This window comes from Paenirhodobacter sp. (assembly GCF_041916475.1).
GTDB lineage: Bacteria > Pseudomonadota > Alphaproteobacteria > Rhodobacterales > Rhodobacteraceae > Rhodobacter.
Genome location: NZ_JAYRZN010000016.1, coordinates 30575 through 57536 on the forward strand (window position 1 = coordinate 30575; position 26962 = coordinate 57536).

Below are 26962 nucleotides of genomic sequence, written 5' to 3' on the forward strand. Positions count from 1 at the left end.
GCTTAGCGACCGTTTAGGCTGCACGGCACGGTGCGGCAAGCTCCGTTTGGTCGCAGGCGCTCAGCTGGCCCCGGTGAGGGCGCCCTGCAGCCGCTCCAGCGTCGCCGTCTCCGCAGCGCTCACCGCGGTGCCGCCGAAGCCGAGAAAGCCGCCCTCCTTACCGGCCTCCGCCACGCTTTGCGCCACCCCGATCAGCCATGCGGTGAAGGCCGGGGCCTCCGCCGGCAGCTTCGCCGTCACCAGGCTGGCGATGCGGGCCAGCTCCGTCACGCTGGCCGCCACGACATCGGCGGGCGCCCGCGCCTCGCCCAGAGCCGCGCGGATCGTCTCCATCACCCCGGCGCTGTCTCCGAAACTCTTGTAGGTGCGGGTCAGCTCGGGGATCAGCCCGTCACCTTCCTGCGGCCCGGTGGCGATGGCCTTCGCCACCGCGGCGCTCTCCTGAAACGCGCTGAACAGCCCGCCCGGATCCGCCGCGGTGACCGCCATCGCGGTCAGCATCGGCGCGGAAACCACGCGCTTCCACTCTTCCTCCGTGAACATATCCTTCGCACTCATGACCATCTCCTCCCGACTGGACCGGTCCATAGTGCCAGCCCCGGGCGGGAAAGCGAGTCCGAAGATCCGGGCCACCTGCCCCCTGGGAATGCCCTGTTCGGGAGGCGGGAGCCGGTGCACCTGCGGCATCCGGCGCGCGCGCAGCAGCAGCCCCCGTTCACCAGCCCAAGACCGGCTGCGGCTTTCGTGTCCGATGCGTGTTGCCGGGGCCATCCTGCGCGGCGCCCTCCTCCGCATCAGGAGGTACCTCTCCGGGCCAAAGCGCACGCTCCCGACGCCAAGGCCCCGGCGCGGCGCTCAGTTCATCTGGAAATGGAGCGGATAGCGGCCGTTCTGAAAATCCCCGAACAGCTCTGGAAGGTCCGGATGCTCCACCGGCTCGCCGGTATCGTCCGCGACGAGGTTCTGCTCGGAGACATAGGCGACGTAGTAGCTCTCGTCGTTCTCGGCCAGCAGGTGGTAGAAGGGCTGGTCCCGGTCCGGGCGGTTTTCCTCGGGAATGGACTCGTACCACTCATCCGTATTCGAGAACCGCGCATCCACGTCAAAGATCACGCCCCGGAACGGATGTTTCCGGTGCCTGACGATCTGTCCGATATGATACTTCGCGTGCGTGGTCTGCATGGGTCCGAATCCTGCCGCTTCCCTAAACCTCCGGGGGCCGCTCGTAAACAGCGGAAGCAGCGCCGCCCCGGGCGCAGGCCGCCGCGTGGCGGGATTGTCGCGCCTGGCGCTCATCGGAATGTCATTTCACCTTCCTGCGATTTCGCTTAAGCTCGCTGAAAAAAGAGACAAACGAGCAGTGCAGTCATGAACAAGTTTCTGAAGCTGGCCATCCTGCTGATGGTCGCCTCCTGTGGTGGCGGCACCAGCAAGGCGCCGAAAAATCTCGATAATGCCTGCCTGCTCGCGCGCGAGAAGCCGCAGTATTTCGCCGCGATGAAGCGTACGGAATCCCGCTGGGGCGTGCCGGTGAACGTGCAGATGGCGACGTTCCATCAGGAATCGAAATTCATCGGCACCGCCAAGACCCCGCATCGCTTCGCCCTCGGGATCATCCCGCTCGGGCGGCAGAGCTCGGCTTATGGCTACAGCCAGGCCATCGATTCGACCTGGCGCGACTATCAGTCCTCCACCGGCCGGCGCAGCGCCAACCGCGCCAAATTCCAGGATGCCGCCGATTTCATGGGCTGGTACATGGATGGCTCGACCCGCGCGCTCGGCATCTCCAAATACGATGCGCGCAGCCAGTACCTCGCCTATCACGAGGGGCGGCAGGGCTTCGTCAACGGCAGCCACAATTCCAAGGGCTGGCTGCTCGCGACCGCCGACCGCGTGCAGCGCCGCGCCGACATGTATGGCACCCAGCTCGCGGGCTGCCGCCGCTAGCGCCGGGCGCGGGTTTCCACGTCGATGCTGAACATGCGGTCCGGGAAGTCCATTCCCGTCGTCATGTCGCCCAGAATCACCACCGTCTTCTTGCCCGCGCCATCGGTGATCACCCATTGCCGCAGCTGCGTCGGGTTCGGCGTGAAGACCAAGGCGATGGTGCCGTAATCGGGGTGGTCCGGGTCCTGCGCGATCACCGTGGTGGTCTTGCCGTCCGATGTCTGCCCGGTGACCATCCGCGCCCGGCTCAGGTCGATGTTATCGGCCAGGATCAGGCTCAGCGGCGTGCGCGACAGCGGATATTGCGTCGGCGGCTGATTGGATTTCGGATCGAAGATCGCGACAGATCCGGTGGAGGCCAGCACCAGCGACTTGTCGCTGCTGTATTCGAACCGCACCCGCCCGGGCCGCTTGATATAGATCTTGCCGGTGGCCATGGAGCCATCGGCATTCACCTGGGTGAAATCGGCCTGCGCTGTGCCGATGCTGTTCAGGTAGCGCGAGATCTCGGCCAGGGGGATCGCCTGCGCGAAGGCAGGCAGCGCGAGCATCGCGGCGAAGACGGGGGCGAGGGCAAATCGAAGCAGGGTCATGGCGCCAACATAGCGCGCCCGGCGCAAAGCAAAAGCCCCGCAGGATGCGGGGCTTCTTCAACTTACTGTTCCGGGACCAGGATCTCGCGCTTGCCGACATGGTTCGCGGAGCTGACCACGCCCTGCTCCTCCATCTGCTCCACCAGCCGCGCGGCCTTGTTGTAGCCGATGCCCAGCTTGCGCTGGATATAGGAGGTGGAGCATTTCCGGTCCTTGATCACGATCGCGACCGCCTGATCATAGAGCGCATCCTCGCCCTCGGTATTGCCGCCGAGGCCGAGCACCTGGTCGATATCGCTGGCCACTTCCTCATCCGGCCCGTCGACCACGCCCGACATGTATTCGGGCGGCCCGAAGCTCTTCAGATGGGTGACGATCTCCTCGACCTCCTCATCCGAAACGAAGGGCCCGTGGATCCGGGTGATGCGGCTGCCCGTGCCCATATAGAGCATGTCGCCCATGCCGAGGAGCTGCTCCGCCCCCTGCTCGCCCAGAATGGTGCGGCTGTCGATCTTCGAGGTCACCTGGAAGGAGATCCGGGTCGGGAAGTTCGCCTTGATCGTGCCGGTGATCACGTCCACGGAGGGGCGTTGCGTCGCCATGATCAGGTGGATGCCGCTCGCCCGCGCCATCTGCGCCAGGCGCTGAATGCAGGCTTCGATCTCCTTGCCCGCGACCATCATCAGATCCGCCATTTCATCGACGATGACGACGATATAGGGGAAGGGCTGCGGCTGGAATTCCTCGGTCTCGAACACCGGCTCGCCGGTGTCCTCGTCGAAGCCGGTCTGGACGGTGCGCTTGAACATTTCGCCCTTGTCCATCGCCTCGCGCACGCGGCCGTTGTAGCCCTCGATGTTGCGCACGCCCATCTTCGACATGCGGCGGTAGCGCTCCTCCATCTCGCCCACGACCCATTTCAGCGCGACGACGGCCTTCTTCGGGTCGGTCACCACCGGGCTGAGCAGATGCGGGATCCCGTCATAGACGCTGAGTTCCAGCATCTTCGGGTCGATCATGATCAGGCGGCATTCCTCGGGGCTGAGCTTGTAGAGCAGCGACAGGATCATGGTGTTGATCGCGACCGACTTGCCCGAGCCCGTCGTCCCCGCGATGAGGAGGTGCGGCATCTTCGCGAGGTTCGCAATCACCGGCTCGCCGCCGATATCCTTGCCCAGAGCCAGCGGCAGCCGCATGTTGCTGTCGCCGAAATCGCGCGCCGAGAGGATCTCGCGCAGCACCACCTTTTCGCGATGCGCATTCGGCAGCTCGATCCCGATCACCGAGCGCCCCGGCACCGTGGATACCCGCGCCGACAGCGCCGACATCGAGCGCGCGATGTCATCGGCAAGGCCGATCACGCGCGAGGCCTTCAGCCCCGGCGCGGGCTCCAGCTCGTACATCGTCACCACCGGCCCGGGCCGGACCGAGACGATCTCGCCCTTCACCCCGTAGTCGTCGAGCACGTTCTCCAGCATCCGCGCGTTTTCCTCCAGCGCCTCGTCCGAAAGCGAGTGGCGCTGGATCGTGGTCGGGTTGGTCAGCAGGCTGAGCGGCGGCACCTCATAGGCGGGATGCTTCGGCGCCTCGAAGGCCAGCGCCGGCTGCGCCTCGGCCATGGCCTGACGCGACGGCGGCGGGGCCTTCTTCGAAGGCGCCACCACGCGGCGCTCCGGCGCGGGCGGGATCACCTGCCGGTTCAGCAAGATCCGCGGCGCCTTGCCCCCCTCCCCCGCCAGGGCGGAGGGCAGCGCCGGGATTTCATCATCGAGCCGGGCGAAAGCGTTGCGGTCGAAATCGTCCTCGTCCGCGGCCCAGGCATTCTCCTCCGCCTGCGGATATTCCGGCTCCCGATAATCGGGCTCCTGCAGCGCATACTGCGCGGCGGGCATCATTTCAGGCACCTCGGCCATCGGCGCCTCTGCCATCGGGGCGGGCGCGGCGCCGGGCATGAAGCGCGGGCGTGCCTGCAGCGGCGGCTCGGCGCGCTTCACCGGCGGCGCGGGCTGCGGCTTCGCGCTGCGCGCAAGCCGCTTCGCCACCGCCGCCAGCACCGAGGCGGGCGTGCTTGCGGGTTCGGGCTCGGGCGCCGGTTCCATCCGCGGCATCGCGCGCAGTTCCTGGCGCGGGGCCGCGCGCGGCGGCTCGGCCCGGGGTTGCGCGCGCACGGGCGCGGGCTCCTGCCAGTCGGGCTCGGTCAGCGGCGCATCGTCCCAGTCGGCATCGGCATGGACCATGGGCGCGGGCGCGCGGGTCTGCACGGCGCGCGCGATCCGGGCCTTGATCCGCTCCTCGGGCGCGGCCTGCATCTCGGGCTCGTAATAGTCCTGCTGCGGGGCATAGGCCTGCGCGTCGTATTGCGGCTCCACCGCGCGGCGGATGCGCGACATCAGGCCCGGCTTCGGCGCCGGCTGGTAATAGTCCTGCCCGTTGCTCCAGGCCTGCTGCGCCTCCCATTCGGCCAGATCGGCGGCGCGCTGCGCGGCGTCATACTGGCGCTGGCGGCGCCGTTCGGCCAGATTCTGCGCCGCGAGAACCGAGGCCTGCGCCCCCTTCCCGGCCGCGCGCATCAGCGCATCATAGGTGGCCAGCGAGCCCAGCATCAGGAACCGCGCGATCACCTGCAGCTCGAGCTTGGTGAAGCCCAGCACGAAAAGGCTGATCGCGATCGTCCCGACCGCGAGGATCACCGACATCAGCTTCAGCCCGAACGAGCCCGACACCGGCGACATGCCCAGAAGCGAGCCCGCGATCATATCGCCGAAATGGCCCCCGAGGCCGAAGGCCTGGCCCCAGCCCTCGCCCGGCACCAGCAGCGCCGCATAGACGGCGGCAACCGCGACCCCGATCGGGAAGAACACCAGCCGCTGCATCGCGCGCTCCTCGCCCCGGTGCAGGATGCAGCGCAGCCCCCAGACGATCAGCCCCGCCGGAAGCAGCCAGGCCCCGCGCCCGATGATGACGAAGAGCGGCGAGGCGATGCCCGCCCCGATCCGGCCGAGCCAGTTATCGACCGGCGCGTCCGACACGGCCATCCAGCTCGGATCGTTGGGCGAATAGCTGCCCAGCAGCATCACCACCAGAACGCCCACCGCCACAAGCGCCATGCCCACCAGTTCGCGGAAGCGCCGCTCCAGCGCCGCCTGCGTGTTCTGGTCCAGAAGCGGATCGCGTTGCCGTGCCTGATACGAAGCCATGCCCGTCCTCACGTGTAGAGGCAGTCGCGGAGCCGCATCAGCCCGCGCTGCGTTTCTTCTCTTGGGGCGACCAGGGCCACCCGGATATATCCCTTGCCGGGGTTGTGGCCGCCGACCTCGCGCGCCAGATAGGCGCCGGGCAGCACACGCACCCCGGTTTCGCGCCACAGCTTCAGCGCCGCCTGCTCGCCGTCCTCGACCGGCAGCCACAGGAAGAAGCCGCCCTCGGGCAGCCGGAAGCTGTTCACGCCCGCGAAAATCTCCGCGGCATCCTCGTATTTCTGCCGGTAGAGCGCGCGGTTTGCCACCACATGGCTCTCCTCCGCCCAGACCCGCTCGGAAACGCGCTGGATCGGCAGCGGCAACGGCGCGCCGGAATAGGCCCGCAGCTGCCGGATATGCTTCATGCTTTCGGCGCCCGCCGCGACGAACCCCGAGCGCAGCCCGGGCAGGTTCGAGCGCTTCGACAGCGAATGGAACACCGCCACCCGCTCCGGGTCGATGCCCTCGGCCACCGCCACCTGCAGCGCGCCGGGGGGCGGCGCGGTGCGGTAAAGCTCGCAATAGCATTCATCGGCGAACAGCCGGAAGTCGTGCTTCTGCGCCAGATGCAGCAGCCCGGCCAGATAGTCGCGCGAGGCGACCGAGCCCTGCGGATTCGCGGGCGAGCACAGATAGGCGATCGTGGCGCGATCGAGGATCTCCGCGGGCAAGGCCGCAAAATCCGGCAGGAAGCCGGTTTCCTCGGTCGCAGGCACGAAGACGGGCTCCGCGCCGACTTCCACCGCCGCCACCGCATAGACCTGATAGAACGGGTTCGGAATCAGAACGACCGGCTTCTTGCCGTTCTTCGTCTCCGGGCTGAGCGCCAGCGCCGCGTTGAACAGCCCCTCGCGGGTGCCGTTCAGCGCCATGATCCGCTCCGGCCCGACATCGACATCGTAGCGCCGCCCGATCCAGCCGGAAATGGCGCCCAGCAATTCGGGCGTGCCCTCATTGGGTGGGTATTTCGCAAAGCCGTCCATGTTCGCCGCCAGCACCTCGCCCACGAAATCGGGCATCGGATGGCGCGGCTCGCCAATCGTCAGATGCACGACCTCGCCGCCCGCAGGCGTCGAATCGAGAAGCTTCCGCAAACGCGGAAATGCATATTCGGGCAGGTTCGAAAACCGCTCGGGAGTGTCCATCTGTGCCTCATGGTCGGAGTCGTATCGCCCCGTTGAGCCCCGAGGTTACCCAAGAGCGGCCCCCGCGTCCAGAAAAACGACAAGGGCCGCGGGGACTTGACACCGAAATGCATCAGTTCAGCGCAGCTTCGGCCGCGATTCCCAGCCGCAGCAGACGCTCTTCGCCATAGGGCGTATCCAGGAGCGAGATCCCGCACATCGGCTCGCCCGTCGGTAGAGTGAGCGCGCAGAGGCCGAACAGATTGCCGATCCGGGTGTTGCGCAGCGCAAGCAGGTTCTCGGTGGCGAAGTAATCCGCATCAAGCAGCAGCCTGCGCGCATCGGGCGGCAGGATCGGCGCGGTCGGCAGCAGCACCGCATCATAGCCCGCCGTGGCCGCCGCCCATTCGCCGCGCAGCCGCTCCAGCTCGGCCCAGCCCGCCACATAATCCGCCGCCAGCACCTGCGCCCCGCCCCGGAACCGCTCCAGGATCGGCGCCCACATCAGCTCGGGGTCGGCCTCGATCACCTCTTTCCACAGCCCATAGGCCTCGGGCGCATAGAGCACGCCGGAGAGCGCCATCGCCGGCGCCACCATCGGCAGCGCCTTGCGCTCGATCCGGGCGCCTGCCTTCGCAAGGCGGTGCACAGCGGCCTCGAAGCCCGCCACCGGCGCCTCGCGCGCGCCCTCGAACGGCACCCCTTCAAGCACCAGCAGCGTGGCGCCTTTCAGCGTCGCATCCTCCAGATCGGGCGCCCGCCCACCCTCCAGCGCCGCGAGCAGCAGCGCGCAATCCTCCACCGTCCGCGCCAGCGGCCCGACGGTATCGAACCGCTCGCACAGCGCCACCACCCCCTTGGCCGAAACCCGGCCATGGGTGGTCTTGAGCCCGACGATATCGTTCCAGGCGGCCGGGATCCGCACCGAGCCGCCGGTATCGGAGCCCACCGCCGCCGCCGCCATCGCAAGCTTCACCGACACCGCCGCCCCCGAGCTGGAGCCGCCCGGCGCCAGCCCGGCGGTGACGGCATTGCGCGGCGTCGCCGTCATCGGGTTCAGCCCGAGCCCGGAAAAGGCAAGCTCCGTCATATGCGTCTTGCCGAGGCAGACCGTGCCCTGCAGCGTCGCCTGCACCAGCACTTCGGCATCCGCGCGCGGCACCCGCCCCTTCAGCAGCCGCGACCCGGCCTCGGTCGCGACGCAGGCGGTATCGAACAGGTCCTTCCAGCTGATCGGCACCCCGTCGAGCGGCCCGCGCAGGAGCCCCGCCCGCGCCCGCTCGCGCGCCGCCATCGCCTCGCCCCGCGCCCGCTCCGGCGTCAGCCGCGCATAGACATCGGGCGCCTGCGCAGCCGCCTCCAGATAGGCCTCGGTGATATCGACCGGATCGAGATCGCCCGCCGCGATCGCGCGCCCCTGTTGTGCCGCAGACCAGAACCGCTCGAGCATGTTGCCTCCGTTGACGTTGGTGCGCCCAAGCTAGCGACACCGCCGCGCATGGACAATCCCGCCCGGAGCGACATATTTGGACCATGAACTACGATTCCGATGTCCTGATCGCCGGTGGCGGGCTGAACGGCCCCGCGCTCGGCCTGGCCCTTGCGCGGTCCGGCCTGCGCGTGTGCGTGATCGATGCCGCGCCGCCCCGCGCCCGCGCCACCGATGTTTTTGATGGCCGCGCCTATGCGCTGGCCATCGCCTCGCAGAAGCTGCTGGCCGCGGTCGGCGTCTGGCCCGCGGGGGCGGCGCAGGCAGAGCCGATCATGGCCGTAGAGGCCTGCGATGGCCGGGCGGGCGAAGGGGCCTCGCCGCTGTTTTTGCATTTCGACGGGCGCGAGCTGGACCAGCCGCCCCTGGGCTACATGCTGGAGGACCGGCATCTCTACCGCGCCTTTCTGGCGGCAATGGAGGCCGAGCCCCACCTGACCCTGATCGGCGGCACCGAAGTCATCGCGCAGGAAAATGCGGGAGGCGGGATCGCCGTGACCCTTTCGGATCGGCGGCGGCTGACCGGCCGGGTGCTGATCGGGGCCGACGGGCGCCGTTCGGCGACGGCCGAACGCGCCGGGATCGCGCGTGAGGGCTGGGGCTACGGCCAGACGGCGGTCGTGGCCGCAATCGACCATGAAAAGCCCCATGGCGGCGTCGCGCATCAGTTCTTCATGCCGACCGGGCCGCTCGCGATCCTGCCGCTGCGCGGCAACCGCTCCTCCATCGTCTGGAGCGAGACCGATGCCAATGCCCGCACGCTGATGGGCCTGAGCGATGCGGATTTCCTCGCGGTGCTGCGGCCAAGGTTCGGCGATTTCCTGGGGGGCATATCGCTTGCCGGGCCGCGATTCAGCTATCCGCTGAGCCTGACGCTGGCGAAGTCCTATGTGGCGCCGCGGATCGCGCTGGTCGGCGATGCGGCGCATGGGGTGCATCCGATCGCGGGCCAGGGCCTGAACCTCGGGCTGCGCGACGTGGGCGCCCTGGCGGAGGTGCTCGTCGATGCGAGCCGCCGCGGCGAGGATATCGGCGCCATCGACGTGCTGGAGCGGTATCAGAGCTGGCGGCGTTTCGATGCCACCTCGCTTGCGCTCGGGATGGATACGGTGAACCGGCTGTTCTCGAACGACGATGCGCTGCTGCGCCCGGTCCGCGATCTCGGCCTCGGGATCGTGCAGGCGATCGGCCCGCTGCGCCGCGCCTTCATGCGGCAGGCCGCCGGCCTCTCGGGCCCGCTGCCGCGGCTGCTGCAGGGCCGCCCGCTGTAATCTGCCCGAATGTGGCAAAATCACAAGGCCGCGGCATTTCACTGTCGCGGCCTGTTCTTGAATGTTGAAAAAGTACTGCCTCAGTCAGCCTTCAGCCAGCCGGAGCGACCGAGGCCGGATCCGCGGCGGCGCGATCGAAGACATAGGTCGAGAAGCATTCCGGGTTCACCTTCATGATCTCGCGCTCCTTCGCCACCGCCGCATCGACCTTCGCAGCACTCAGCCCCCGCGCATAGACCGCCTTCGGCTCGGCCGAGCCATCGCCCACCCCGGTGGCCAGCGCGTAGCTCCCGTCCTCGGCCTTGGAGACCACCGCGAAGCAGGTTCCGGCCTTGCCGTAGCCCTCTGCGCTCGGGGCCGGTGTGGATTGCGGCTGAACCCCCTCCAGCGAGCAGGCGGAAAGCGCGACGGCGCCGAGAAGATAGGCAATGCGGGTCATGTCCAGCTCCGATATGTCACGCCCAAGGGATAGCAGCGCGCGCCCCGGTTGCAAGACCTAGCGCGCCATCGTCCGCGCGGCGGCGATCTCGGGGGCGCTGATCTCGGCCCAGTCGATCAGGCTGCGCAACGGTGGCAGCAGCGACTGCCCGAGCGCCGTGAGCGCATATTCTACGCTCGGCGGCTTCGTCGGATAGACCACGCGCGAAATCAGCCCGTCGCGTTCCAGATCGCGCAGCGATTGCGTCAGCATCCGGCGCGACACATCCGGCAGCGCCCTGCCGAGGGCATTGAACCGCGTCGGCCCGGCGGCCAGCTCCAGAATGATCAGCGTGGTCCATTTCGCGGCGATGTGATCGAGCACATGCCGCACCGGGCACCTCGCCAGATCCTGCATGGTATCCTCCGTTTTACCTTGTGCGGCAAACCTGCCTCCTTTGCGGCGGCAATGGTAGTCTCTAAATGTAACCTGATCTCATTCCAACACAGGGAACAGAACATGAGCGACGCAATCTACATGGTGACCGGGGCCAACGGGCAGCTTGGCAAACTGGTTCTGGCCCATCTGCGGCGCCTGGTTCCGGCCGATCAGATCCTCGGCCTGGTCCGGCGCGAGGAGGATGCGGTGGCGCTGCGGGCCGAGGGCCTCGGGGCGCGGCTCGGCGATTACGAGGACCCGGCCAGCCTCACGGAGGCGCTGCAGGGCGTGAAGCGGCTGCTCTTGATTTCCGGCTCGCAGATCGGCCGGCGCAGCGTGCAGCATGCGAATGTCATCGCGGCAGCGAAGGCGGCGGGGGTCGAGTTCATCGCCTATACCTCGCTTCTCGATGCTGCGCAGTCCGGCATGGCGCTGGCGGCCGAGCACCGCGACACCGAGGCCGCGCTCGTCAAATCCGGCATCCCCTATGCGATTCTGCGCAACGGCTGGTATTCGGAAAACCTGCTGGCCGGCCTTCAGAACGACCTGGCCATGGGCAAGCATTTCGGCGCCGCCGCCGATGGCCGCTTCTCCACCGCCCCGCGCCATGATTATGCCGAGGCCGCGGCACTGGTCCTTTCCGCGGCCGGGCATGAGGGGCGCGTCTATGAGCTCGCGGGCGACAGTTCGGTCTCCCTGGCGGAGCTGGCCGGGCTGATCACGGCGGCCGCGGGCAAGGAGGTCGCCTATGTCGATCTGCCGGAGGCGGATTATGCCGCGGCGCTGGTGGGCGCGGGCCTGCCGGAAGGCTTCGCCAAGATTCTGGCCGACAGCGATGCCTGGGCCGCGAAGGGCGCGCTCCAGTCCGAGAGCAAGGATCTGAGCACCCTGCTCGGGCATCCGACCGAGCCGATGGAGGGCACCCTCCGCCGCGCTCTGGCCTGAGGGCTTTTCTTCGGGGCGGCGCCCGCCTAGGGTGCCGCCATGACACCCGATATCCTGATCATCGGCGGCGGCGTCGCGGGCCTTTCGGCCGCGGCCCATCTCGCCCCGCTCGGCTCCGTCCTCCTGCTGGAGGCCGAACCGCAGCTCGCCTATCACAGCTCCGCCCGCTCCGCAGCGCTTTATGAGCCGCATTATGGCAATGCGGCGATTGTGGCGCTCTCGCAGGCTTCGGGCGAATTCTACCATGGCTCGGGCTTCCTGAGCCCGCGGGGCGTGATGCTGGTCGATGATGCCGCGCACCGGGCCCGGTTCGCGGCGCATGTGGCGGATTTTGCGCTCACCGAGCTGAGCATGGCCGAAGCGCTGGATCTGGTGCCGATCCTCGACCCTGCCGCCATCGCCTTCGCCGGGATCGCCGACAGCGCCTGGGACATAGACACCGATGCCCTGCTTGCCCGCTGGCAGCGTGAGGCCCGCGCCGCGGGCGCCGAAATCCGCACCGCTGCCCCGGTGACGGCGCTGCACCGGCAGGCCGGGCTCTGGCAGGTGACCGCAGGCGGAGCCGAGTATACCGCGCGCATCGTCATCAATGCCGCCGGCGCCTGGGCCGACACGATCGCGGCCCGCGCGGGCATTGCCCCCCTCGGCCTGCAGCCGATGCGCCGCTCGATGGCGCGAATCCCCGCCCCTGAGGGCCTGGACGTGCGCCGCTGGCCGATGATCATCGGCGGCAACGAGGACTGGTACATGAAGCCCGATGCCGGCGCCCTGCTGGTTTCGCCCGCGGAGGAGGATCCGGTCCCGCCGATGGACGCCTGGGCCGACGACATGGTGCTGGCCGAAGGGCTGGCCCGGTTCGAAGCCGCCGTGACCATGCCGGTCACGCGGTTGCTGGCGAATTGGGCCGGGCTGCGCACCTTCGCGCCGGACCGCACCCCGGTGGTGGGCTTCGATCCGCGGGCGGAGGGCTTTTTCTGGCTCGCGGGCCAGGGCGGATATGGGTTCCAGAGCGCCCCGGCCATCGCCCGGCTGGTGCGCGACCTGATCGCCGGGCGCCCCCCCGAGATCGGCGCCGCGATTGCCGATGCGGTTTCTCCCCTGCGCTTCCGTGACGCATTCCAATAAATGAATTTATAGTCCATCCTGCGCGGGCAACCCCGGCGCGAGGAGGAAAGCATGTCCTGGAAGCAGAAGATCGACGACATCCGCAGCGAATTGCGGGTGATGAACAAGGCCATCCCCGCGACCACGGCAGGCTTCGGTGCCCTCTCAAAGGCGGTGAAGGAAAACGGGCCGCTGAGCGTGAAGGACAAGGAGTTCATCGCGCTCGGCATGGCGATCGTGCTGCGCTGTGAGCCCTGCATCACCTTGCATGTGGAAGCGCTGATGAAGGCGGGCGCCACGCGCGAGGAGCTGGGCGATGTGCTCGGGATGGCGATCCAGATGGGGGGCGGCCCGGCGATGATGTATGCCGCCCATGCGCTGGCCTGCTGGGACGAGCTGGCAGCCCTGTCACCGTGACCCCGTGACATCCCCGGCGAATTGCGGGATTTTGCACGCGAATCAGGGGGTATCTCATGGCGAAGATCAAGATTCTGGCCGCACTTGCGGTGCTCGCCGCGCTGGCGGCTTGCGGGGGCGACAGCAGGGCGCCGGCGAAACGGGGGACGCTGATGTCTCCGGGCTATATGAACCCCGGAGATTTCCGGGCCGCGGGCGTTCCGGCGCAGTTCGGCGATACGCGGCCGCATGAATGGGCCGATATCTCGCCCGCGATGCTGCCGATCCACGGCATCGACGCCGCCCGCTATCAGGGCCGGATCAACTGGTTCGATGCGCGCTCGGGCGGGGTGAACTTCGCCTGGCTGAAGGCGACTGAGGGCGGCGACTATATCGACCCGGGCTATGCGATGAACGCCCCGCTGGCGCGGGCGGCCGGGGTGCCGGTAGGTGCCTATCACTTCTACTATTTCTGCCGCACCCCGCGCGAGCAGGCGAACTGGTATATCGACAACGTGCCGAAAGTGCCGGGCGATCTGCCGCCGGTGCTCGATATCGAATGGAACCACCAGTCCAAGACCTGCCGCCGCTTCCCGGATGCGGCGACGGTGCGGCGCGAGATCACCGAATATGTAGGGATCGTGGAGCGGCATTACGGCACCAAGGCGATCATCTACACCACCCCGGATTTCTATGCCGACAACCAGCTCGGCCAGCTGCGCGGCGTGGAATTCTGGCTGCGCTCCACCGCCGGGCACCCGACGGAGCGCTACCCGGGCGAGCGCTGGAGTTTCTGGCAATGGACGGGCACCGGCGTGGTGCAGGGCGTGGGCGGCATCGCCGATATCAACGCCTTCGCCGGCTCCACCGATGTCTGGCGGGCCTGGCTGACTGCGCGGCGCCAGCAATCGCCCCCCCCCCGAAAGCGAAAACGCCCGCCAGTCCGGCGGGCGTTTCCATGAGTGGGATCAGCCGTCGATGCGGATCCGGGCGTTCGACGGGTCGTGCGGGCTGTCCTCGGCCACGACCGCATCCCATTCCTGCAAGCGGATCTTCACCTTCAGCTTCGTGCCCACTTCAGCCAGATCGGGGCGCACATAGCCCATGCCGATCTGCTTGCCGAAGGCCACCGAATAGCCGCCCGAGGTCAGCCGCCCGACCTTCTCGCCATTCAGCGTGATCGCTTCCTTGCCCCACGGATCGGTATCTTCCGGCCCGTCGATCAGCAGCGTCACGCATTTCGCGCGGATGCCCGTGTCGAGCATCGCCTGCTTGCCGCGGAAGTCCTTCTCCAGGTCGACGAAACGGTCGAGCCCGGCTTCCAGCGGCGTCGCATCGCGGCCCAGCTCCGAGCCGAAGGCGCGGTAGCTCTTCTCCTGGCGCAGCCAGTTCTGCGCGCGTGCGCCCACCGGCTTCAGCCCGTGCTTCTCGCCCACGGACCAGATCAGGTTCCACAGGTAGCGGCTCATTTCCACCGGGTGGTGCAGCTCCCAGCCGAGCTCGCCGGTATAGGCCACGCGCACCGCCCGCACCGGGCACATGCCGAGCTCGATGTCGCGGTAGCTGAGCCAGGGGAAGCGCTTGTTGCCCAGAACGGTATCCGGCTCGGCGTCCTTCACGATTTCCTTCAGGATCGCCCGCGCATTCGGCCCGGCCAGCGCGAACACGCCCCATTGCGTGGTGATATCGTGCACATCGATGTAATCGCCACCCGCCGCGCGGAAGTCCTCCACGGATTTCAGCAGGAAATCGGCGTCATAGGCCGTCCAGGCACCGGCGGAGATTAGGTAGTATTCGTTCTCGGCCAGGCGGACGATGGTGTATTCCGTCCGCGTCGTGCCCGCATCGGTCAGCGCATAGGTCAGGTTGATGCGCCCGACTTTCGGCAGCTTGTTGCAGGTGAAGTGGTCGAGGAAGGCGGTGGCACCGGGGCCGCGCACGAGGTGCTTGGTGAAGGCGGTCGCGTCGATGATGCCCGCGGTGTCGCGGACCGCCTCGGCCTCGGCCTTGGCATATTGCCACCAGCCGCCGCGGCGGAAGGAGCGGCTGTCATGGTCGAAGTGCGCGGGCGCGTCCTTCGGGCCGTAGTAGTTCGGGCGTTCCCAGCCGTTCACCTGGCCGAATTGCGCGCCCAGAGCCTTCTGCGCATCGTAGTTCGGCGCGGTGCGCAGCGGGCGGGCCGCGCCGCGCTCTTCGTCCGGATGGTGCAGGATGAAGACGTGCTCGTAGCATTCCTCGTTCTTCTTCACCGCGTAATCGGTGGTCATCCAGGAGCCGTAGCGCTTCGGATCCAGCGAGGCCATGTCGATTTCCGCTTCGCCCGCGGTCATCATCTGCGCCAGATAGTAGCCGGTGCCGCCCGCGGCGGTGATGCCGAAGCTGAAGCCCTCGGCCAGCCACATGTTGCGAAGCCCGGGCGCCGGGCCGACGAGCGGGTTGCCATCGGGGGTGTAGCAGATCGGGCCGTTGAAATCGTCCTTCAGGCCCACCGTTTCCACCGAGGGCAGGCGGTGGATGAACGACATGTATTCGTTCTCGATCCGCTCGAGGTCCAGCGGGAACAGGTCGGCGCGGAAGCTGTCGGGCACGCCATACTGGAAGCGCGCGGGCGCATTGCGCTCATACGGGCCGAGGATCCAGCCGCCGCGCTCTTCGCGCACATACCACAGCGCGTCGGAATCGCGCAGCACCGGATGCTCCGGGTTGCCCTCGGCGCGCCATTTCACCAGCGCCGGATCGGGTTCGGTGACGATATACTGGTGCTCCACCGGGATCGCCGGGATCTTGATGCCCAGGAGTTTCGCGGTGCGCTGCGCGTGGTTGCCGGTCGCGGTGACCACATGCTCGGCATGGATCTCGAACTTTTCCTCGCCCGGCAGCAGCATGCCGCCCTTCTCCACCATCCGCGTGACCGAAACGATCCACTCCGACCCGGTCCAGCGATAGCCGTCCACCTGGATCTTGCGCTCGATCGTCACGCCGAGCTGGCGCGCGCCCTTGGCCATGGCCTGGGTCACGTCGGCGGGGTTGATGTAGCCGTCCTGCGGGTGGAACAGCGCGCCCACCAGATCTTCGCAGTTCATCAGCGGCCAGCGGTCCTTGATTTCCTTCTGGTTCAGGAATTCGTGATACACACCCGCGGTCTCGGCGACCGACGAATACAGCATGTATTCGTCCATCCGGTCCTTGGTCTGCGCCATGCGCAGGTTGCCGACGATGGCGAAGCCTGCATTGAGCCCGGTCTCGGCTTCCAGCGTCTTGTAAAAATCGACCGAGTATTTGTGGATATGGGTGGTGGCGTAGTTCATGTTGAACAGCGGCAGCAGCCCGGCGGCGTGCCAGGTCGAGCCCGCGGTCAGCTCGTCACGTTCGACGAGCATGGTATCCCAGCCGGCTTTCTGGAGGTGGTAGGCAACCGAGACGCCGACGGCACCGCCGCCGACGACCAGAGCTTTGACATGGGTTTTCATGGCGCGATTCCTTGCGAGGTCCTGCCCCCGTTCTGCCAGACCCGCCGGGCTTCGGGCCAAAGGACCCGACCTTTGCCAGACAAAAGCGACATCGGCCGATGTCGCCGGTAACCAGTTCACCAATGATGCAACCTGGGCGTGCATTTAACGGAAGATGAAGTATTCCAGATCTTGTAGTGAAATTTCGAGGAAAGCCATGGGACTCATCAGTTCAGTACTCTTCTCATTACTCTTCCCGCCAACGCAGACGCAGCCCTCCTCCAATGCCGCGCCCGCCTCGAGCACCACCGGAAACGAGACATCGGCTGCCGCCTCCAGCAGCAACAATTCCGCCGCATCCCCGAATACCGAGACGACATCGGCCTCCTCCGCCGAAAGCACCAGCCAGCAGGGCACGATCGTCGAGACGATGATGAGCGAGCCCTCGGAGAGCGCCCCCGCAGAAGAGGCGGCGCCGTCGCCCGCTGAAGCCGCAGCAGAGGCTGCTGCCGAACCGAGCGAGGCCGCGGCTGCGGAAGCCGCCGCATCCGGAGAAGCAACGTCGGAGGCACCCGCCGCTGATGCATCGGGGTCTGCGTCGAGCCCGGTTGCCGGCGCACAATCTGGCCTCTCCGCAGGCCTCTCTGTGGCCAGCTCCGGATCGACCTTCTCGCCGGAGCTGAAAAGCGCGGATGCGGAAGAAGACGCCGCCCGCGCGCTGGCCGAGCAACGCACGCTCACGGCACGGGCCGAAGCGCTGTATGGCCGCGTCGCCGATGCTGTCGCAACGGCCCAGAACAGCAGCGCGGCCTCCGCGCTCAGTGCGGCCCAGAGCGGGGGCGCCAGCGGCATCGACCCGCAGCACGGCGCCTACCAGGGCTCCGTCCTTGCGGCCGCCAATACCTCCACGGCGCCCGTGCTCGCGCGGCGCGTGTAACTCAGACGCTTTTCTCCGGTTCCCCGATCCACGTTCAAGGCTTGTTGAACGCCGGATCGGGAACGTTGGCCGCGCCAGCGGGTTTCCTTCCTGTTCGACGGGGCAACACCAAGCGCCCCAACACCGACGAAGCCTGATGACAGGAGGAAATCATGAAAAAGCTTCTTATCACCACCGCCGCCGGTCTGATGTTCGCGCTGCCGGTCGTGGCGCAATCGACGCAGCCGACCACCCCGGAAACGAGCCATACCACCCAGCCGACGGGCGGCACCGCCACGCCGCCTATGGCGAGCGCTACGACGGTTGACCCGGCCTGGGCCAACGTGACGGCGGATGAGCTGAAGGGCAAAGCCGTGACCGGCCTCGACGACAAGAAGGTGGGCGATGTGGCCGATGTCGTCATGGGCAGCGATGCCAGCGTCTCGAAAATCGTGGTCGATGTGGGTGGCTTCCTCGGGATGGGCGCGAAGCCGGTGGCCCTCGATCCCTCGCAGCTGACCCTGGTGCGCGGCGAGGACGCCGACGACATCACTCTCCGCGTCGCCGCGACCGAGGACGAGCTGAAGGCCATGCCCGAATATCAGGGCTGATACCTGCCGCCAGCAGAAAAGGCCCGGGGGAAACCCCGGGCCTTTTTGCGCTCAGACCATCCCCGGCACGACCAGATCCGGCGGCCGGTGGCCATCGGCGAAGGTCTTGACGTTGATGATGACCTTCTCGCCCATCTCGGCGCGACCCTCATAGGTCGCCGATCCCATATGCGGCAGCAGGACCACATTGGGCAGCGCGCGCAACCTTGGGTTGATCTCGTGCCGCCCCTCGAACACATCGAGCCCTGCCCCGGCGATTTCGCCAGAGCGGAGCATGCGGGTCAGGGCATTCTCGTCGATCACCTCGCCGCGCGACGTGTTCACCACCACGGCCGAGGGCTTCAGCATCTTCAGCCGCCGGGCGTTCAGCAGGTGGAAGGTCGATGGCGTATGCGGGCAGTTCACCGAAATCACATCCATCCGGCTGATCATCTGGTCGAGGCTCTCCCACCAGGTCGCCTCCAGCGGATATTCCACCTCGGGGCGCAGCCGGCGGCGGTTGTGGTAGTGGATCTGCATGCCGAAGGAGCGGGCACGCTTGGCCAGCGCCTGCCCGATCCGGCCCATGCCCAGGATCCCCAGCCGCTTGCCGCCGATCCGCCCGCCGAGCAGCGCCGTCGGCGCCCAGCCGCTCCACTCCCCGGCCTGCATCAGCGCCAGCCCCTCGGGGATGCGCCGCGTCACCGCGAGGATCAGCGCCATCGCCATATCGGCGGTGTCTTCGGTGGTGACCCCCGGCGTGTTGGAGACCAGAACGCCGCGGCTGCGCGCCGACGCGATGTCGATATGGTCCACCCCGGCGCCGTAGTTCGCGATCAGGCGCAGCCGCTCGCCGGCCTGTGCCAGCATGTTCGCGTCAATGTGATCGGTGATCGTCGGGACCAGGACATCGGCCCGGGTCATCGCCGCGACCAGCTCCTCGCGCGTCATCGGCACGTCGGAATCGCGCAATTCGACGTCGAAAAGCTCCTTCAACCGGGTCTCGACGACCTCGGGCAACCGTCGCGTCACGACAACACTCAGCCGCGGTGCGGGCATAGGGGGCTCTCCTCTCTTCCAATGACCTGACCTTGGGTGCAAAGTGACGCTCAACGAGGCCGGACACAAGAGCCGGAAAGAGCAGAAATGGCAAGATTCCAAACTTTGACGCAATTTTGTTGCGCGCGCGTTTCGGCGACCGCAGCAGTTCTGGCCGCCGGAGCGGTTGTTCTGGCGCTTTCGGGGGCCGCCTGGGCGCAGGAAGAGGACGATGACGCCGCCATGCCGTCGGATCTCGACGTGTCGATGGCGGTCGCGAACCAGAACGGGCGCGGGCCGGTCACCAACCTGCCGCTGCCGCGCTATGTCTCGCTGAAGGGCTCGGAGGGCAATGCCCGGCGCGGCCCCTCGCTCAGCCACCGCATCGACTGGGTGTTCAAACATGCCGGAATGCCGCTGAAGATCACCGCGGAATTCGGCAACTGGCGCCGGGTGGAGGACCGTGACGGGGCCAGCGGCTGGGTGCATTACTCGCTCCTCTCCGGGGTGCGCACCGTCATCATCGACGACGACATGACGCAGCTGCGCGCGCGCGCCGACGACAAGGCCCCGGTGGTGGCGCTGGCCGAGGCAGGTGCTATCGCCAAGCTCGGCAAATGCAGCATCGACTGGTGCGAGATCAGCTCCAAGGATGCCGACGGCTGGGTGCAGAAAACCCGGCTCTGGGGCGTGGAGCCCAACGAAACCCGTGACTAGGCCCGCGTTCGGCGCTATGAGCAGGCGCCGCTAACTGCCGCAGGTCCGCCCATGCCCCAGATCGATTCCCAGCTGCGCCTGAACATTTCGGCGGGCCTGGCCTCCGTCGTCGTCGCCTCCACACTGGTCAGCCTGAAGCTCTGGGCGCTCTGGGCCACCGGGGCGCTGTCGATCGCGGCCTCGCTGGCCGATTCGGCGATGGACCTGCTGATCTCGCTCGCAGGGCTTGCCGCCATCGTCTATGCCGCCCGCCCCGCCGACGACGACCATGCCTTCGGCCATACCTCCGTGGAGGACCTCACCTCGCTCGGGCAGGCGGTTTTCGTCTTCGGTTCCGGCTGCGCGATCCTGTGGTCGGCGGCGCATCGGCTGATGGCGCCCGAGCCGCACGCCCTCGCCTCCGAGGGCCTCGGCGTCACGATCATGCTGATCTCCGCTGCAATCACCCTGGCCCTCGTCGCCTGGCAGTCGCGCGTGGCGCGCAGCACCGGCAACAAGGTCGTCGCGGCCGATATGCTGCATTATGTGGGCGACCTGATGCCCACTCTGGGCGCCGTGCTGGCGCTGTTCCTTTCCGCGCATTTCGGCTGGGGCCGGGTCGACAGCATCGTCGCCATCATCGCCGCGATCATCATGATCCGGGGCGCGATCTCGATCGGGGTCAATGCCTGGCATGCGCTGATGGACCGCTCGATTCCCGGGAGCGACCTCGCGGAGCTGGAGCGGATCACCCATGGGACCCCCGGCGTGCGCGCCTATCACGACCTGAAGACGCGCTCCGCCGGCACCGCAATGTTCGTGCAGGTGCATATCGAGCTCGACGGCGGCCAAAGCCTGACCGAAGCCCATGCCATCGCCGCCGAGCTGAAACGCCGGATGATCGCCGCCTTCCCGAAGGCCGACGTGATCATCCATATGGATGTGTTCGGCGCGGCCGATTAGGCGGTTTCGAGCAGCCCGCGCCCCTTCAGCAGCGCCTCCACCCCCGGCTTCTTGCCGCGGAATTCGAGCCAGAGCTCATCGGCCGGGCGCGAGCCGCCCGCCGAAAGGATGAAGCGCTCGAGCTTCTCCGCCGTGGCCGGATCGAAGGCATCGCCCGCCTCCTCGAAGGCCTCGAACGCATCCGCATCCATCACCTCGGACCACATGTAGCTGTAATAGCCCGAGGAATAGCCATCGCCCGAGAACACATGCGCGAAATGCGGCGTGGCATGGCGCATCCGGATCGCATGCGGCAGGCCCAGCCCGCGCAGGATCTCCGCCTGGCGCGCCATCGGGTCCTGCGGCGCCGGGCCATCGTGGAACTCCAGATCGACCAGCGCGGAGGCCACATATTCCACCGTGGAGAAGCCCTGATCATAGGTTCCGGCGGCGAGCAGCTTGTCGATCAGCGCCTGCGGCATCGCTTCGCCGGTGCGGTAATGGCGCGCGTGCTTCTGCAGCACCTCCGGCACCTCCAGCCAATGCTCGTAAAGCTGGCTCGGCAGCTCCACGAAATCGCGCGCGACCGAGGTGCCGGAAATGAACTGATAGGTCACATCCGAGAGCATCTGGTGCAGCGCATGGCCGAATTCGTGGAACACCGTGCGCGCATCATCATAGGAGAGCAGCGCAGGCGCCCCCCGCGTGAAGTTGCACACATTGACCACGATCGCCCGGGTATCGCCGCCAAGCTTCTTTTGCGAGCGCATCGCCGAACACCAGGCGCCCGAGCGCTTCGAGCCCCGTGCGAAATAATCGCCGAGGAACACCGCCACATGCACGCCCTTGCGGGTGACCTCCCAGCCGCGCACATCGGGGTGATAGAACGGCCCCGGCAGCGCGCGGAACTCCAGCCCGAACAGGCGGTTCGCGGTATCGAAGGCGGCCCCGATCATCGCATCGAGCGACAGATAGGGCTTCAGCAGCGCCTCGTCGAAATCGAATTCCGCCACCCGGCGCTTCTCGGAATAGTAGCGCCAGTCCCAGGCCTCCAGATCGCCGTTCACACCGTCGGCATGCATCATCTCGGTGAGGCGCGCGGCATCGGCCTCGGCCTTGCGTTTCGCCGGCGCCCAGACCCGCATCAGCAGATCGCGCACCTGATCCGGGCTCCGGGCCATCTCGTCATCGAGCTTGAACGCCGCGAAATTCGCAAATCCCAGCAGATGCGCGCGCTCCTCGCGCAGTGCCAGGATCTCGGCCGCATGCGCGCGGTTGTCGGTCTCGCCGCCATTCGCGCCGCGCGCGACCCAGGCCTCATAGGCGATCTCGCGCAGCTCGCGCTTCGGCGAGAACTGCAAAAACGGCACGATCAGCGAGCGGTTCAGCGTGAGCACCGGCCCCTCCTGCCCGCGCTCGCGCCCCGCTTCGCGCGCGGCCTCCACCACGAATTCCGGCAGCCCCTCGAGGTCCGCCTCCGTGAGCGGGCGGAACCAGCTGCGCTCATCGCCGAGCAGGTTCTGGCTGAAGGCGGTGGACAGAACCGCCAGCCGCTCCTTGATCGCGGCCATCCGCGCCGCGGCCGGCCCCTCCAGCGCCGCGCCCGCCCGCACGAACATCTTGTGATAAAGATCCAGCACCCGCGCTTGCTCCGCGCTCAGGCCCAGCGTCCCGCGCGCCTGCCAGAGCTGGTCGATGCGCGCGAACAGCGCCTTGTTCATCGTCACTTCAGAGGAGAAGGCCGCCATTTTCGGCGCCAGATCGCGCATCAGCGCCTCGCGCGCGGGGGTGCTGTCGGCGCCCGACAGGTTGTAGAACACGCCCGCCACCCGGTCGAGCAGCCGCTCCGCCTGCTCGAGCGCCTCGATCGTATTGGCAAAATCCGGCGGCTCCGGTGCAGCGGCGATGGCGGCGATATTGGCGCGCGCCTCGGCCAGGGCCGCGTCGAAGGCGGGGGCGAAATCCGCGTCGCGGATCTCGGCGAAGGGCGGAAGGGCGAAGGCGCCGGTCCAGTCGGTCAGCAGCGGATTGGTCATCGCGTGGTCTCCTTTGCGGTCAAGCTAGGATGCGCGCCGCCCGGATGCCAGCCCCCTCACGCAATCGCGCCGCAAACCGGGCAGGCCGGATCGCGCCGCACCGCGATCTGGCGGCTTTCGGCCCAGAGCGCATCATGGATCACCAGCCGGCCGCGCAGGCTGGCGCCCGCGCCGGTGATCTCCTTGATCGCTTCCGCAGCCATCATCGCGCCCACAATCCCCGGCAGCGCCCCCATCACCCCGGCCTCGGCGCAGCTTGGCGCCAACCCTTCGGCCGGGATCACCGGGAACAGGCAGGCGAGGCAGGGCGCGCCGCGGGCCGGGTCGAACAGGCTCAGCTGCCCCTCCCATTGCGCGATGGCGCCCGAAATCAGCGGCCGCCCCGCCGCCACGCAGGCCCGGTTCACCAGATGCCGGGTCTCGAAATTGTCGGATCCGTCGAGGATCAGGTCATGCTCCGCGACCATGCCCGCATTGGCCGGGCTCAGCCGCGCAGCCACCGGCACCACCGTCACCTGCGGGTTCAGCGCGGCCAGCGCATCGCGCGCGGCCTCCACCTTCGGCCGCCCGATATCCTGCATGCGGAAAATCACCTGCCGCTGCAGATTCGAAAGGCTCACGCGGTCATCATCCAGGACCGTGATCCGCCCGACCCCGGCCGCCGCGAGATACAAAAGCGCCGGCGCACCGAGGCCCCCCGCCCCCACCACCAGCACCCGCGCCGCGCGCAGCTTCTGCTGCCCCGCGCCGCCGATCTCGCGCAGCAGGATGTGGCGGGCGTAGCGCTCCAGCTCCTCGGGGCTCATTCCCGGCCGGTGGAGCCGAAACCGCCCGCGCCGCGCCCGGTTTCCGTAAGCGCCGCATCGGTGATCTCGAACAGGGCCTGCACCACCGGGGCGATGATCGCCTGGGCGATGCGCTCGCCGTGCTGGATCACATAGGGCTCGCGGCCGAAATTGATCAGCAGCACGCCCAGCGGCCCGCGGTAATCGCTGTCGATGGTGCCGGGGGTGTTGGGCAGGCTGATCCCGTGCTTCAGCGCGAGCCCCGAGCGCGGCCGGATCTGCATCTCGAAGCCCTCGGGGATTTCCACGCGCAGCCCCGTCGGGATCACCGCGCGCTGCATCGGATAGAGGGTGAAGCCCTGCGCCCGGTCTTCGGGAAGCAGGTTCGCGCGAATATCGGCCCCGGCCGCCCCCGTGGTTTCATAGCGCGGCAGCGGAACCGCCGTGTCGGCCCAATCTTCCTGCAACACGCGGATCACGGGTGCTGTCATGCCTTGTCTCCCAATGCGGTGGCGATGCGCGCGGCCAGCCGGCGCGCAACCTCGGATTTGCTCATGCGCGCCCAATGCTCGGCGCCCGCGGCGTCGATGATGGTCACGGCGTTCTCGGTGCCGCCCATGATGCCGGTGGCGGGGCTCACGTCATTCGCCACGATCCAGTCGCAGCCCTTGCGGGCGCGCTTCTCGGTCGCATGGCGCTCCACGTCATCGGTCTCGGCGGCAAAGCCCACCACCAGCCGCGGCCGCCCCGCGCCCATGCGCGACACGCTGGCGAGAATGTCGGGGTTCTCGGCGAAGTCCAGCACCGGCATCCGGCCGGAGCCGTCCTTCTTCATCTTCTGCCCGGCGGCATTGGCCACCCGCCAATCGGCCACCGCCGCCGCAAACACCGCCGCCTCCGCGGGCAGCGCCGCCTGCACCGCCTCCGCCATCTCGCGCGCGGTTTCCACGCGGATCACCTGCACGCCCTGCGGCGGCGGTACTTCGGCCGGGCCGGTGATGAAGCTCACGCGCGCGCCAAGGTCGCGCAGCGCCGCCGCCAGCGCCGCGCCCTGCGCGCCCGAGGAGCGGTTCGCAATATAGCGCACCGGGTCGATCGGCTCATGCGTCGGGCCCGAAGTCACCAGCACATGGCGCCCCTTCAGCGGCCCCTCCGCCAGTGCGCGCCCGATCGCCGCGAGGATCTCCAGCGGCTCCGCCATCCGCCCCGGGCCGTATTCGCCGCAGGCCATGTCGCCCGCATTCGGGCCCACAAACAGGATGCCATCGGCCTTGAGCGTGGAAATGTTGCGCTGCGTCGCCCGATGCTCCCACATCCGCACATTCATCGCAGGCGCCAGCAGGACCCGCTTGTCCGTCGCGAGAAGCAGCGTCGAGGCGAGGTCATTCGCGAGCCCCCCCGCCATCTTCGCAATCAAATCCGCCGTCGCGGGCGCCACCACGACCAGATCGGCCGCGCGCGAGAGCTGGATATGGCCGATCTCGGCCTCATGGGTCAGATCGAACAGGTCGGTATGCGCCGCCTCCCCCGCGAGGGAAGAGATCGTGAGCGGCGTCACGAATTGCGCCGCGGCCTGGGTGAGCACAGGCGTCACCTGCGCGCCCTGCCCGCGCAGGTGGCGGATCAGCTCGCAGCATTTATAGGCTGCGATCCCGCCGCCGATTATCAGAAGAATCCGTTTCGCCGCCAGCATTGGCCCTCCGCGTCCTGCCCTGGTTTAGGCCCCCGCGCCGGGCGGCGCAACTATTGGAACGCGGCGCAGGGGTCGGCGCGCGGCGGCGCGGGCGCCACGACCCAGAGGTCATAGGGCTGATCGGCGGCCGCGGGCGGCTCTGTCTGGCCCAGCGAGAGGAGCCGCAGGCCGGGCCGCGCCGCGCGAAGCAGCGCCGGCACGCCCAGATCCACACGCGCATGCCCCGATCCGGTGATCAGCGCGACCGGCCCGCCGGTCTCATCCAGCGCCCGCAGCACCGTATCGGCGAAGGCTGCATCGCGCAGCCGCTGCGCGGCCACCATGCCGGGCAGCAGCGCGGGCGGCAGCGCGCCGCAATGGCTCTCTTGCACCTCGGCCTCCAGCCGCGCCTGAAGCTGTGCCGGATAGGCCCGGTCCAGCCCGTAGCGGCCCGCCTCCGGCCCGAATACCTGCGCGGCAGGCTCGCGCATCGCCCGGCGCACCTGATCGCGCGGGAGAGCTGCGCCATAGACGCGCGCGCCGGGGGCGGCGGCAAAAATCGGCGCATAATCCGCGAAATCCGGCCAGCCGGAGCCCTCCCATTCCAGGGCCAGCGCGAGAGCCGCAGGGTCTGTCATGATCGCGGGCGTTACCCGCGCGGCTTCTTCGGGGCCGAACATCTCGAACACCAGCGCCCGCGGGCGCAGCGCCGCGACGGCCGCCGCCTGCGTGCGGTGATGCGCCGGATTGTCGTGGATCTCGCCCAGAACCAGCACCTGCGGCGCATCCGCCGCCACGCGCGCAGGCAGCGCATCGGCCGCGATCTCCCCGGCCCAGGCCGGCCCGGCCGCCAGAAGCAGGAGCAGCGCCATCCTCATGCGAAGTAGCCGGAGACCTCGTCGCCATGGGTTTCGAGCGTCTTGCGCATCTTGCCGAAGGCCTGCGCCTCCAGCTGCCGGATCCGCTCCTTGGAGAGGCCCAGCTCCACCCCGAGGCTCTCCAGCGTGCGCGGCTCCTCGATCAGCCGCCGCTCGGTGACGATATACCGCTCCCGCGCCGAAAGGCCCGACATCGCCTCAGCGAGCCAGCCGCGCACGCGGGCGCCGTCATGGGCCTCGGCCACGCGCTCCTCAGGGCCCGCGCCATCATCCTCCAGCATGTCGACCCATTCGCGGCCGTCCTCGTCGGTCGACTGGGTGGCATTGAGGGAGAAATCGCTGCCCGCGAGGCGGCCCTCCATCATCTCCACATCGGCCATCGGCACGCCGATCGTCTGCGCCACCCGCTCGCGCAGCTGCGCCCCGTCGAGCGACACACCCTCCGCTTCGGCCTCGCGCTCGATCTGGGCCTGAACCCGGCGCATGTTGAAGAACAACGCCTTCTGAGAAGAGGTAGAGCCGGTGCGCACCATGGACCAGTTGCGCATCACGAATTCCTGAATCGAGGCCTTGATCCACCACACGGCATAGGTTGAGAACCGCACGCCGCGATCCGGGTCGAACTTGTCGGCCGCCTTCATCAGGCCAAGCGACGCCTCCTGAATCAGGTCATTCATCGGCGCGCCGTAGCGGCGGAATTTGGCGGCCATGGCCACCGCGAGCCGCATATAGGCCGTCACCAGCCGGTGCAGGGCGGCTTCGTCGCGCCTGTCCCTCCAGGCGCGCGCCAGCTCCGCTTCGGTTTCCGCATCCAGATACTCGGCCCGCATCGCCTGACGCGGCAGAGTCTCGTCCGTCATTCCATCGAGTGCCATAGCCGTCTCCCGGGTTCCCCCCCCAATTGTCGGCGCGCTCTTCTGATACGCAGTGTGCCCTATCTGCGGATCAATGTCCTCAATGACGATTGGTTCCTCACATAAAGTTTTGTGATGAATA

At 68.0% G+C, this 26962-nt stretch carries 25 protein-coding genes and 1 pseudogene; 10 read left to right on the forward strand and 16 right to left on the reverse strand.

All coding sequences use genetic code 11. From position 1 onward, the window contains the following. Positions 1 to 60: 60 nt before the first annotated feature. Both ACOMG5_RS08635 and hspQ read right to left on the reverse strand, forming a co-directional pair. Positions 61 to 558 (reverse strand): hypothetical protein, encoded by a 498-nt coding sequence (locus ACOMG5_RS08635; RefSeq protein ID WP_420343392.1) that lies wholly within the window; start codon positions 556 to 558, stop codon positions 61 to 63. Positions 559 to 855: 297 nt separating this feature from the next. Beyond that, positions 856 to 1182 carry a heat shock protein HspQ gene (hspQ, locus tag ACOMG5_RS08640; RefSeq protein WP_420343393.1) on the reverse strand — a complete coding sequence of 109 codons (327 nt, stop codon included), beginning with the start codon at positions 1180 to 1182 and terminating at the stop codon, positions 856 to 858. Positions 1183 to 1368: 186 nt separating this feature from the next. Here hspQ and ACOMG5_RS08645 point away from each other — a divergent pair, with 186 nt between their 5' ends. Next, positions 1369 to 1947: a lytic transglycosylase gene (locus ACOMG5_RS08645; RefSeq protein WP_420343394.1), complete on the forward strand. Its 579-nt coding sequence runs from the start codon at positions 1369 to 1371 to the stop codon at positions 1945 to 1947. On the opposite strand, the gene ACOMG5_RS08650 is transcribed toward ACOMG5_RS08645, so the two are convergent. The 4 genes from ACOMG5_RS08650 to ACOMG5_RS08665 form a co-directional block, all read right to left on the reverse strand. Further along, complete coding sequence (locus ACOMG5_RS08650) at positions 1944 to 2540, reverse strand: LolA family protein (protein ID WP_420343395.1); 597 nt, start codon at positions 2538 to 2540, stop codon at positions 1944 to 1946. The two genes, ACOMG5_RS08645 and ACOMG5_RS08650, sit on opposite strands and share 4 nt — an antisense overlap. Positions 2541 to 2602: 62 nt before the next feature. Then, positions 2603 to 5737 (reverse strand): DNA translocase FtsK 4TM domain-containing protein, encoded by a 3135-nt coding sequence (locus ACOMG5_RS08655; RefSeq protein WP_420343396.1) that lies wholly within the window; start codon positions 5735 to 5737, stop codon positions 2603 to 2605. 8 nt (positions 5738 to 5745) lie between these two features. Then, entirely contained in the window at positions 5746 to 6924 is a 1179-nt protein-coding gene (locus ACOMG5_RS08660; RefSeq protein ID WP_420343397.1) for an aminotransferase class I/II-fold pyridoxal phosphate-dependent enzyme, read from the reverse strand. 112 nt (positions 6925 to 7036) lie between these two features. Continuing rightward, positions 7037 to 8353, reverse strand: coding sequence for an amidase (locus ACOMG5_RS08665; RefSeq protein WP_420343398.1), 1317 nt, complete (start codon positions 8351 to 8353; stop codon positions 7037 to 7039). 83 nt (positions 8354 to 8436) lie between these two features. On the opposite strand from ACOMG5_RS08665, the gene ACOMG5_RS08670 reads away from it, so the two are divergent. Beyond that, a complete protein-coding gene (locus ACOMG5_RS08670) occupies positions 8437 to 9663 on the forward strand; it encodes a UbiH/UbiF/VisC/COQ6 family ubiquinone biosynthesis hydroxylase (protein WP_420343399.1) in 1227 nt (408 codons plus the stop codon). 91 nt (positions 9664 to 9754) lie between these two features. Here the strand turns inward: ACOMG5_RS08670 and ACOMG5_RS08675 are convergent, their stop codons facing one another. Further along, positions 9755 to 10102 carry a hypothetical protein gene (locus ACOMG5_RS08675; protein WP_420343400.1) on the reverse strand — a complete coding sequence of 116 codons (348 nt, stop codon included), beginning with the start codon at positions 10100 to 10102 and terminating at the stop codon, positions 9755 to 9757. A gap of 57 nt (positions 10103 to 10159) precedes the next feature. Further along, positions 10160 to 10498 carry a winged helix-turn-helix transcriptional regulator gene (locus ACOMG5_RS08680; RefSeq protein ID WP_420343401.1) on the reverse strand — a complete coding sequence of 113 codons (339 nt, stop codon included), beginning with the start codon at positions 10496 to 10498 and terminating at the stop codon, positions 10160 to 10162. Positions 10499 to 10600: 102 nt separating this feature from the next. Here ACOMG5_RS08680 and ACOMG5_RS08685 point away from each other — a divergent pair, with 102 nt between their 5' ends. The 4 genes from ACOMG5_RS08685 to ACOMG5_RS08700 are packed head-to-tail and all read left to right on the forward strand — an operon-like array spanning position 10601 to position 13926. Beyond that, positions 10601 to 11464, forward strand: coding sequence for an SDR family oxidoreductase (locus ACOMG5_RS08685; protein WP_420343402.1), 864 nt, complete (start codon positions 10601 to 10603; stop codon positions 11462 to 11464). A gap of 39 nt (positions 11465 to 11503) precedes the next feature. Next, entirely contained in the window at positions 11504 to 12589 is a 1086-nt protein-coding gene (locus tag ACOMG5_RS08690; protein WP_420343403.1) for an NAD(P)/FAD-dependent oxidoreductase, read from the forward strand. A 51-nt stretch (positions 12590 to 12640) separates the two neighbouring features. Beyond that, complete coding sequence (locus ACOMG5_RS08695; RefSeq protein WP_420343404.1) at positions 12641 to 12985, forward strand: carboxymuconolactone decarboxylase family protein; 345 nt, start codon at positions 12641 to 12643, stop codon at positions 12983 to 12985. 56 nt (positions 12986 to 13041) lie between these two features. Next, on the forward strand, positions 13042 to 13926 hold the full coding sequence (locus ACOMG5_RS08700) for a GH25 family lysozyme (RefSeq protein WP_420343405.1): 885 nt from the start codon (positions 13042 to 13044) through the stop codon (positions 13924 to 13926). 6 nt (positions 13927 to 13932) lie between these two features. On the opposite strand, the gene ACOMG5_RS08705 is transcribed toward ACOMG5_RS08700, so the two are convergent. Then, positions 13933 to 16434 (reverse strand): GcvT family protein, encoded by a 2502-nt coding sequence (locus ACOMG5_RS08705; protein ID WP_420343406.1) that lies wholly within the window; start codon positions 16432 to 16434, stop codon positions 13933 to 13935. Between the two features lie 154 nt (positions 16435 to 16588). Here ACOMG5_RS08705 and ACOMG5_RS08710 point away from each other — a divergent pair, with 154 nt between their 5' ends. After that, on the forward strand, positions 16589 to 17350 hold the full coding sequence (locus ACOMG5_RS08710; RefSeq protein ID WP_420343407.1) for a hypothetical protein: 762 nt from the start codon (positions 16589 to 16591) through the stop codon (positions 17348 to 17350). A 152-nt stretch (positions 17351 to 17502) separates the two neighbouring features. Continuing rightward, the gene (locus tag ACOMG5_RS08715) at positions 17503 to 17940 is read left to right on the forward strand and encodes a PRC-barrel domain-containing protein (RefSeq protein ID WP_420343408.1); all 438 of its coding nucleotides are present in this window, start codon (positions 17503 to 17505) and stop codon (positions 17938 to 17940) included. 51 nt (positions 17941 to 17991) lie between these two features. Here ACOMG5_RS08715 and ACOMG5_RS08720 read toward each other — a convergent pair whose 3' ends face one another. After that, on the reverse strand, positions 17992 to 18978 hold the full coding sequence (locus tag ACOMG5_RS08720) for a 2-hydroxyacid dehydrogenase (protein WP_420343409.1): 987 nt from the start codon (positions 18976 to 18978) through the stop codon (positions 17992 to 17994). An 87-nt stretch (positions 18979 to 19065) separates the two neighbouring features. On the opposite strand from ACOMG5_RS08720, the gene ACOMG5_RS08725 reads away from it, so the two are divergent. Together ACOMG5_RS08725 and ACOMG5_RS08730 are read left to right on the forward strand one after the other, a co-directional pair. After that, positions 19066 to 19674, forward strand: coding sequence for an SH3 domain-containing protein (locus ACOMG5_RS08725; protein WP_420343410.1), 609 nt, complete (start codon positions 19066 to 19068; stop codon positions 19672 to 19674). Between the two features lie 51 nt (positions 19675 to 19725). Beyond that, complete coding sequence (locus tag ACOMG5_RS08730; RefSeq protein ID WP_420343411.1) at positions 19726 to 20616, forward strand: cation diffusion facilitator family transporter; 891 nt, start codon at positions 19726 to 19728, stop codon at positions 20614 to 20616. On the opposite strand, the gene ACOMG5_RS08735 is transcribed toward ACOMG5_RS08730, so the two are convergent. From ACOMG5_RS08735 to ACOMG5_RS08760, 6 genes and pseudogenes are all read right to left on the reverse strand, one after another. Then, entirely contained in the window at positions 20613 to 22631 is a 2019-nt protein-coding gene (locus ACOMG5_RS08735) for a M3 family metallopeptidase (protein WP_420343412.1), read from the reverse strand. The genes ACOMG5_RS08730 and ACOMG5_RS08735 overlap by 4 nt on opposite strands. Positions 22632 to 22687: 56 nt before the next feature. Continuing rightward, positions 22688 to 23491, reverse strand: a pseudogene (locus tag ACOMG5_RS08740) (HesA/MoeB/ThiF family protein); the annotation flags it as partial. Next, positions 23434 to 23907: a dUTP diphosphatase gene (dut, locus tag ACOMG5_RS08745; protein WP_420343413.1), complete on the reverse strand. Its 474-nt coding sequence runs from the start codon at positions 23905 to 23907 to the stop codon at positions 23434 to 23436. The pseudogene ACOMG5_RS08740 and the gene dut, both read right to left, overlap by 58 nt. Then, positions 23904 to 25109, reverse strand: a complete 1206-nt coding sequence (gene coaBC / locus ACOMG5_RS08750; RefSeq protein ID WP_420343414.1) for a bifunctional phosphopantothenoylcysteine decarboxylase/phosphopantothenate--cysteine ligase CoaBC — start codon at positions 25107 to 25109, stop codon at positions 23904 to 23906. The genes dut and coaBC overlap by 4 nt, the downstream gene beginning before the upstream one ends. A 50-nt stretch (positions 25110 to 25159) precedes the next feature. Then, a complete protein-coding gene (locus ACOMG5_RS08755; RefSeq protein WP_420343415.1) occupies positions 25160 to 25960 on the reverse strand; it encodes a ChaN family lipoprotein in 801 nt (266 codons plus the stop codon). 2 nt (positions 25961 to 25962) lie between these two features. Continuing rightward, a complete protein-coding gene (locus ACOMG5_RS08760) occupies positions 25963 to 26841 on the reverse strand; it encodes an RNA polymerase factor sigma-32 (protein ID WP_420343416.1) in 879 nt (292 codons plus the stop codon). Positions 26842 to 26962 lie beyond the last annotated feature (121 nt).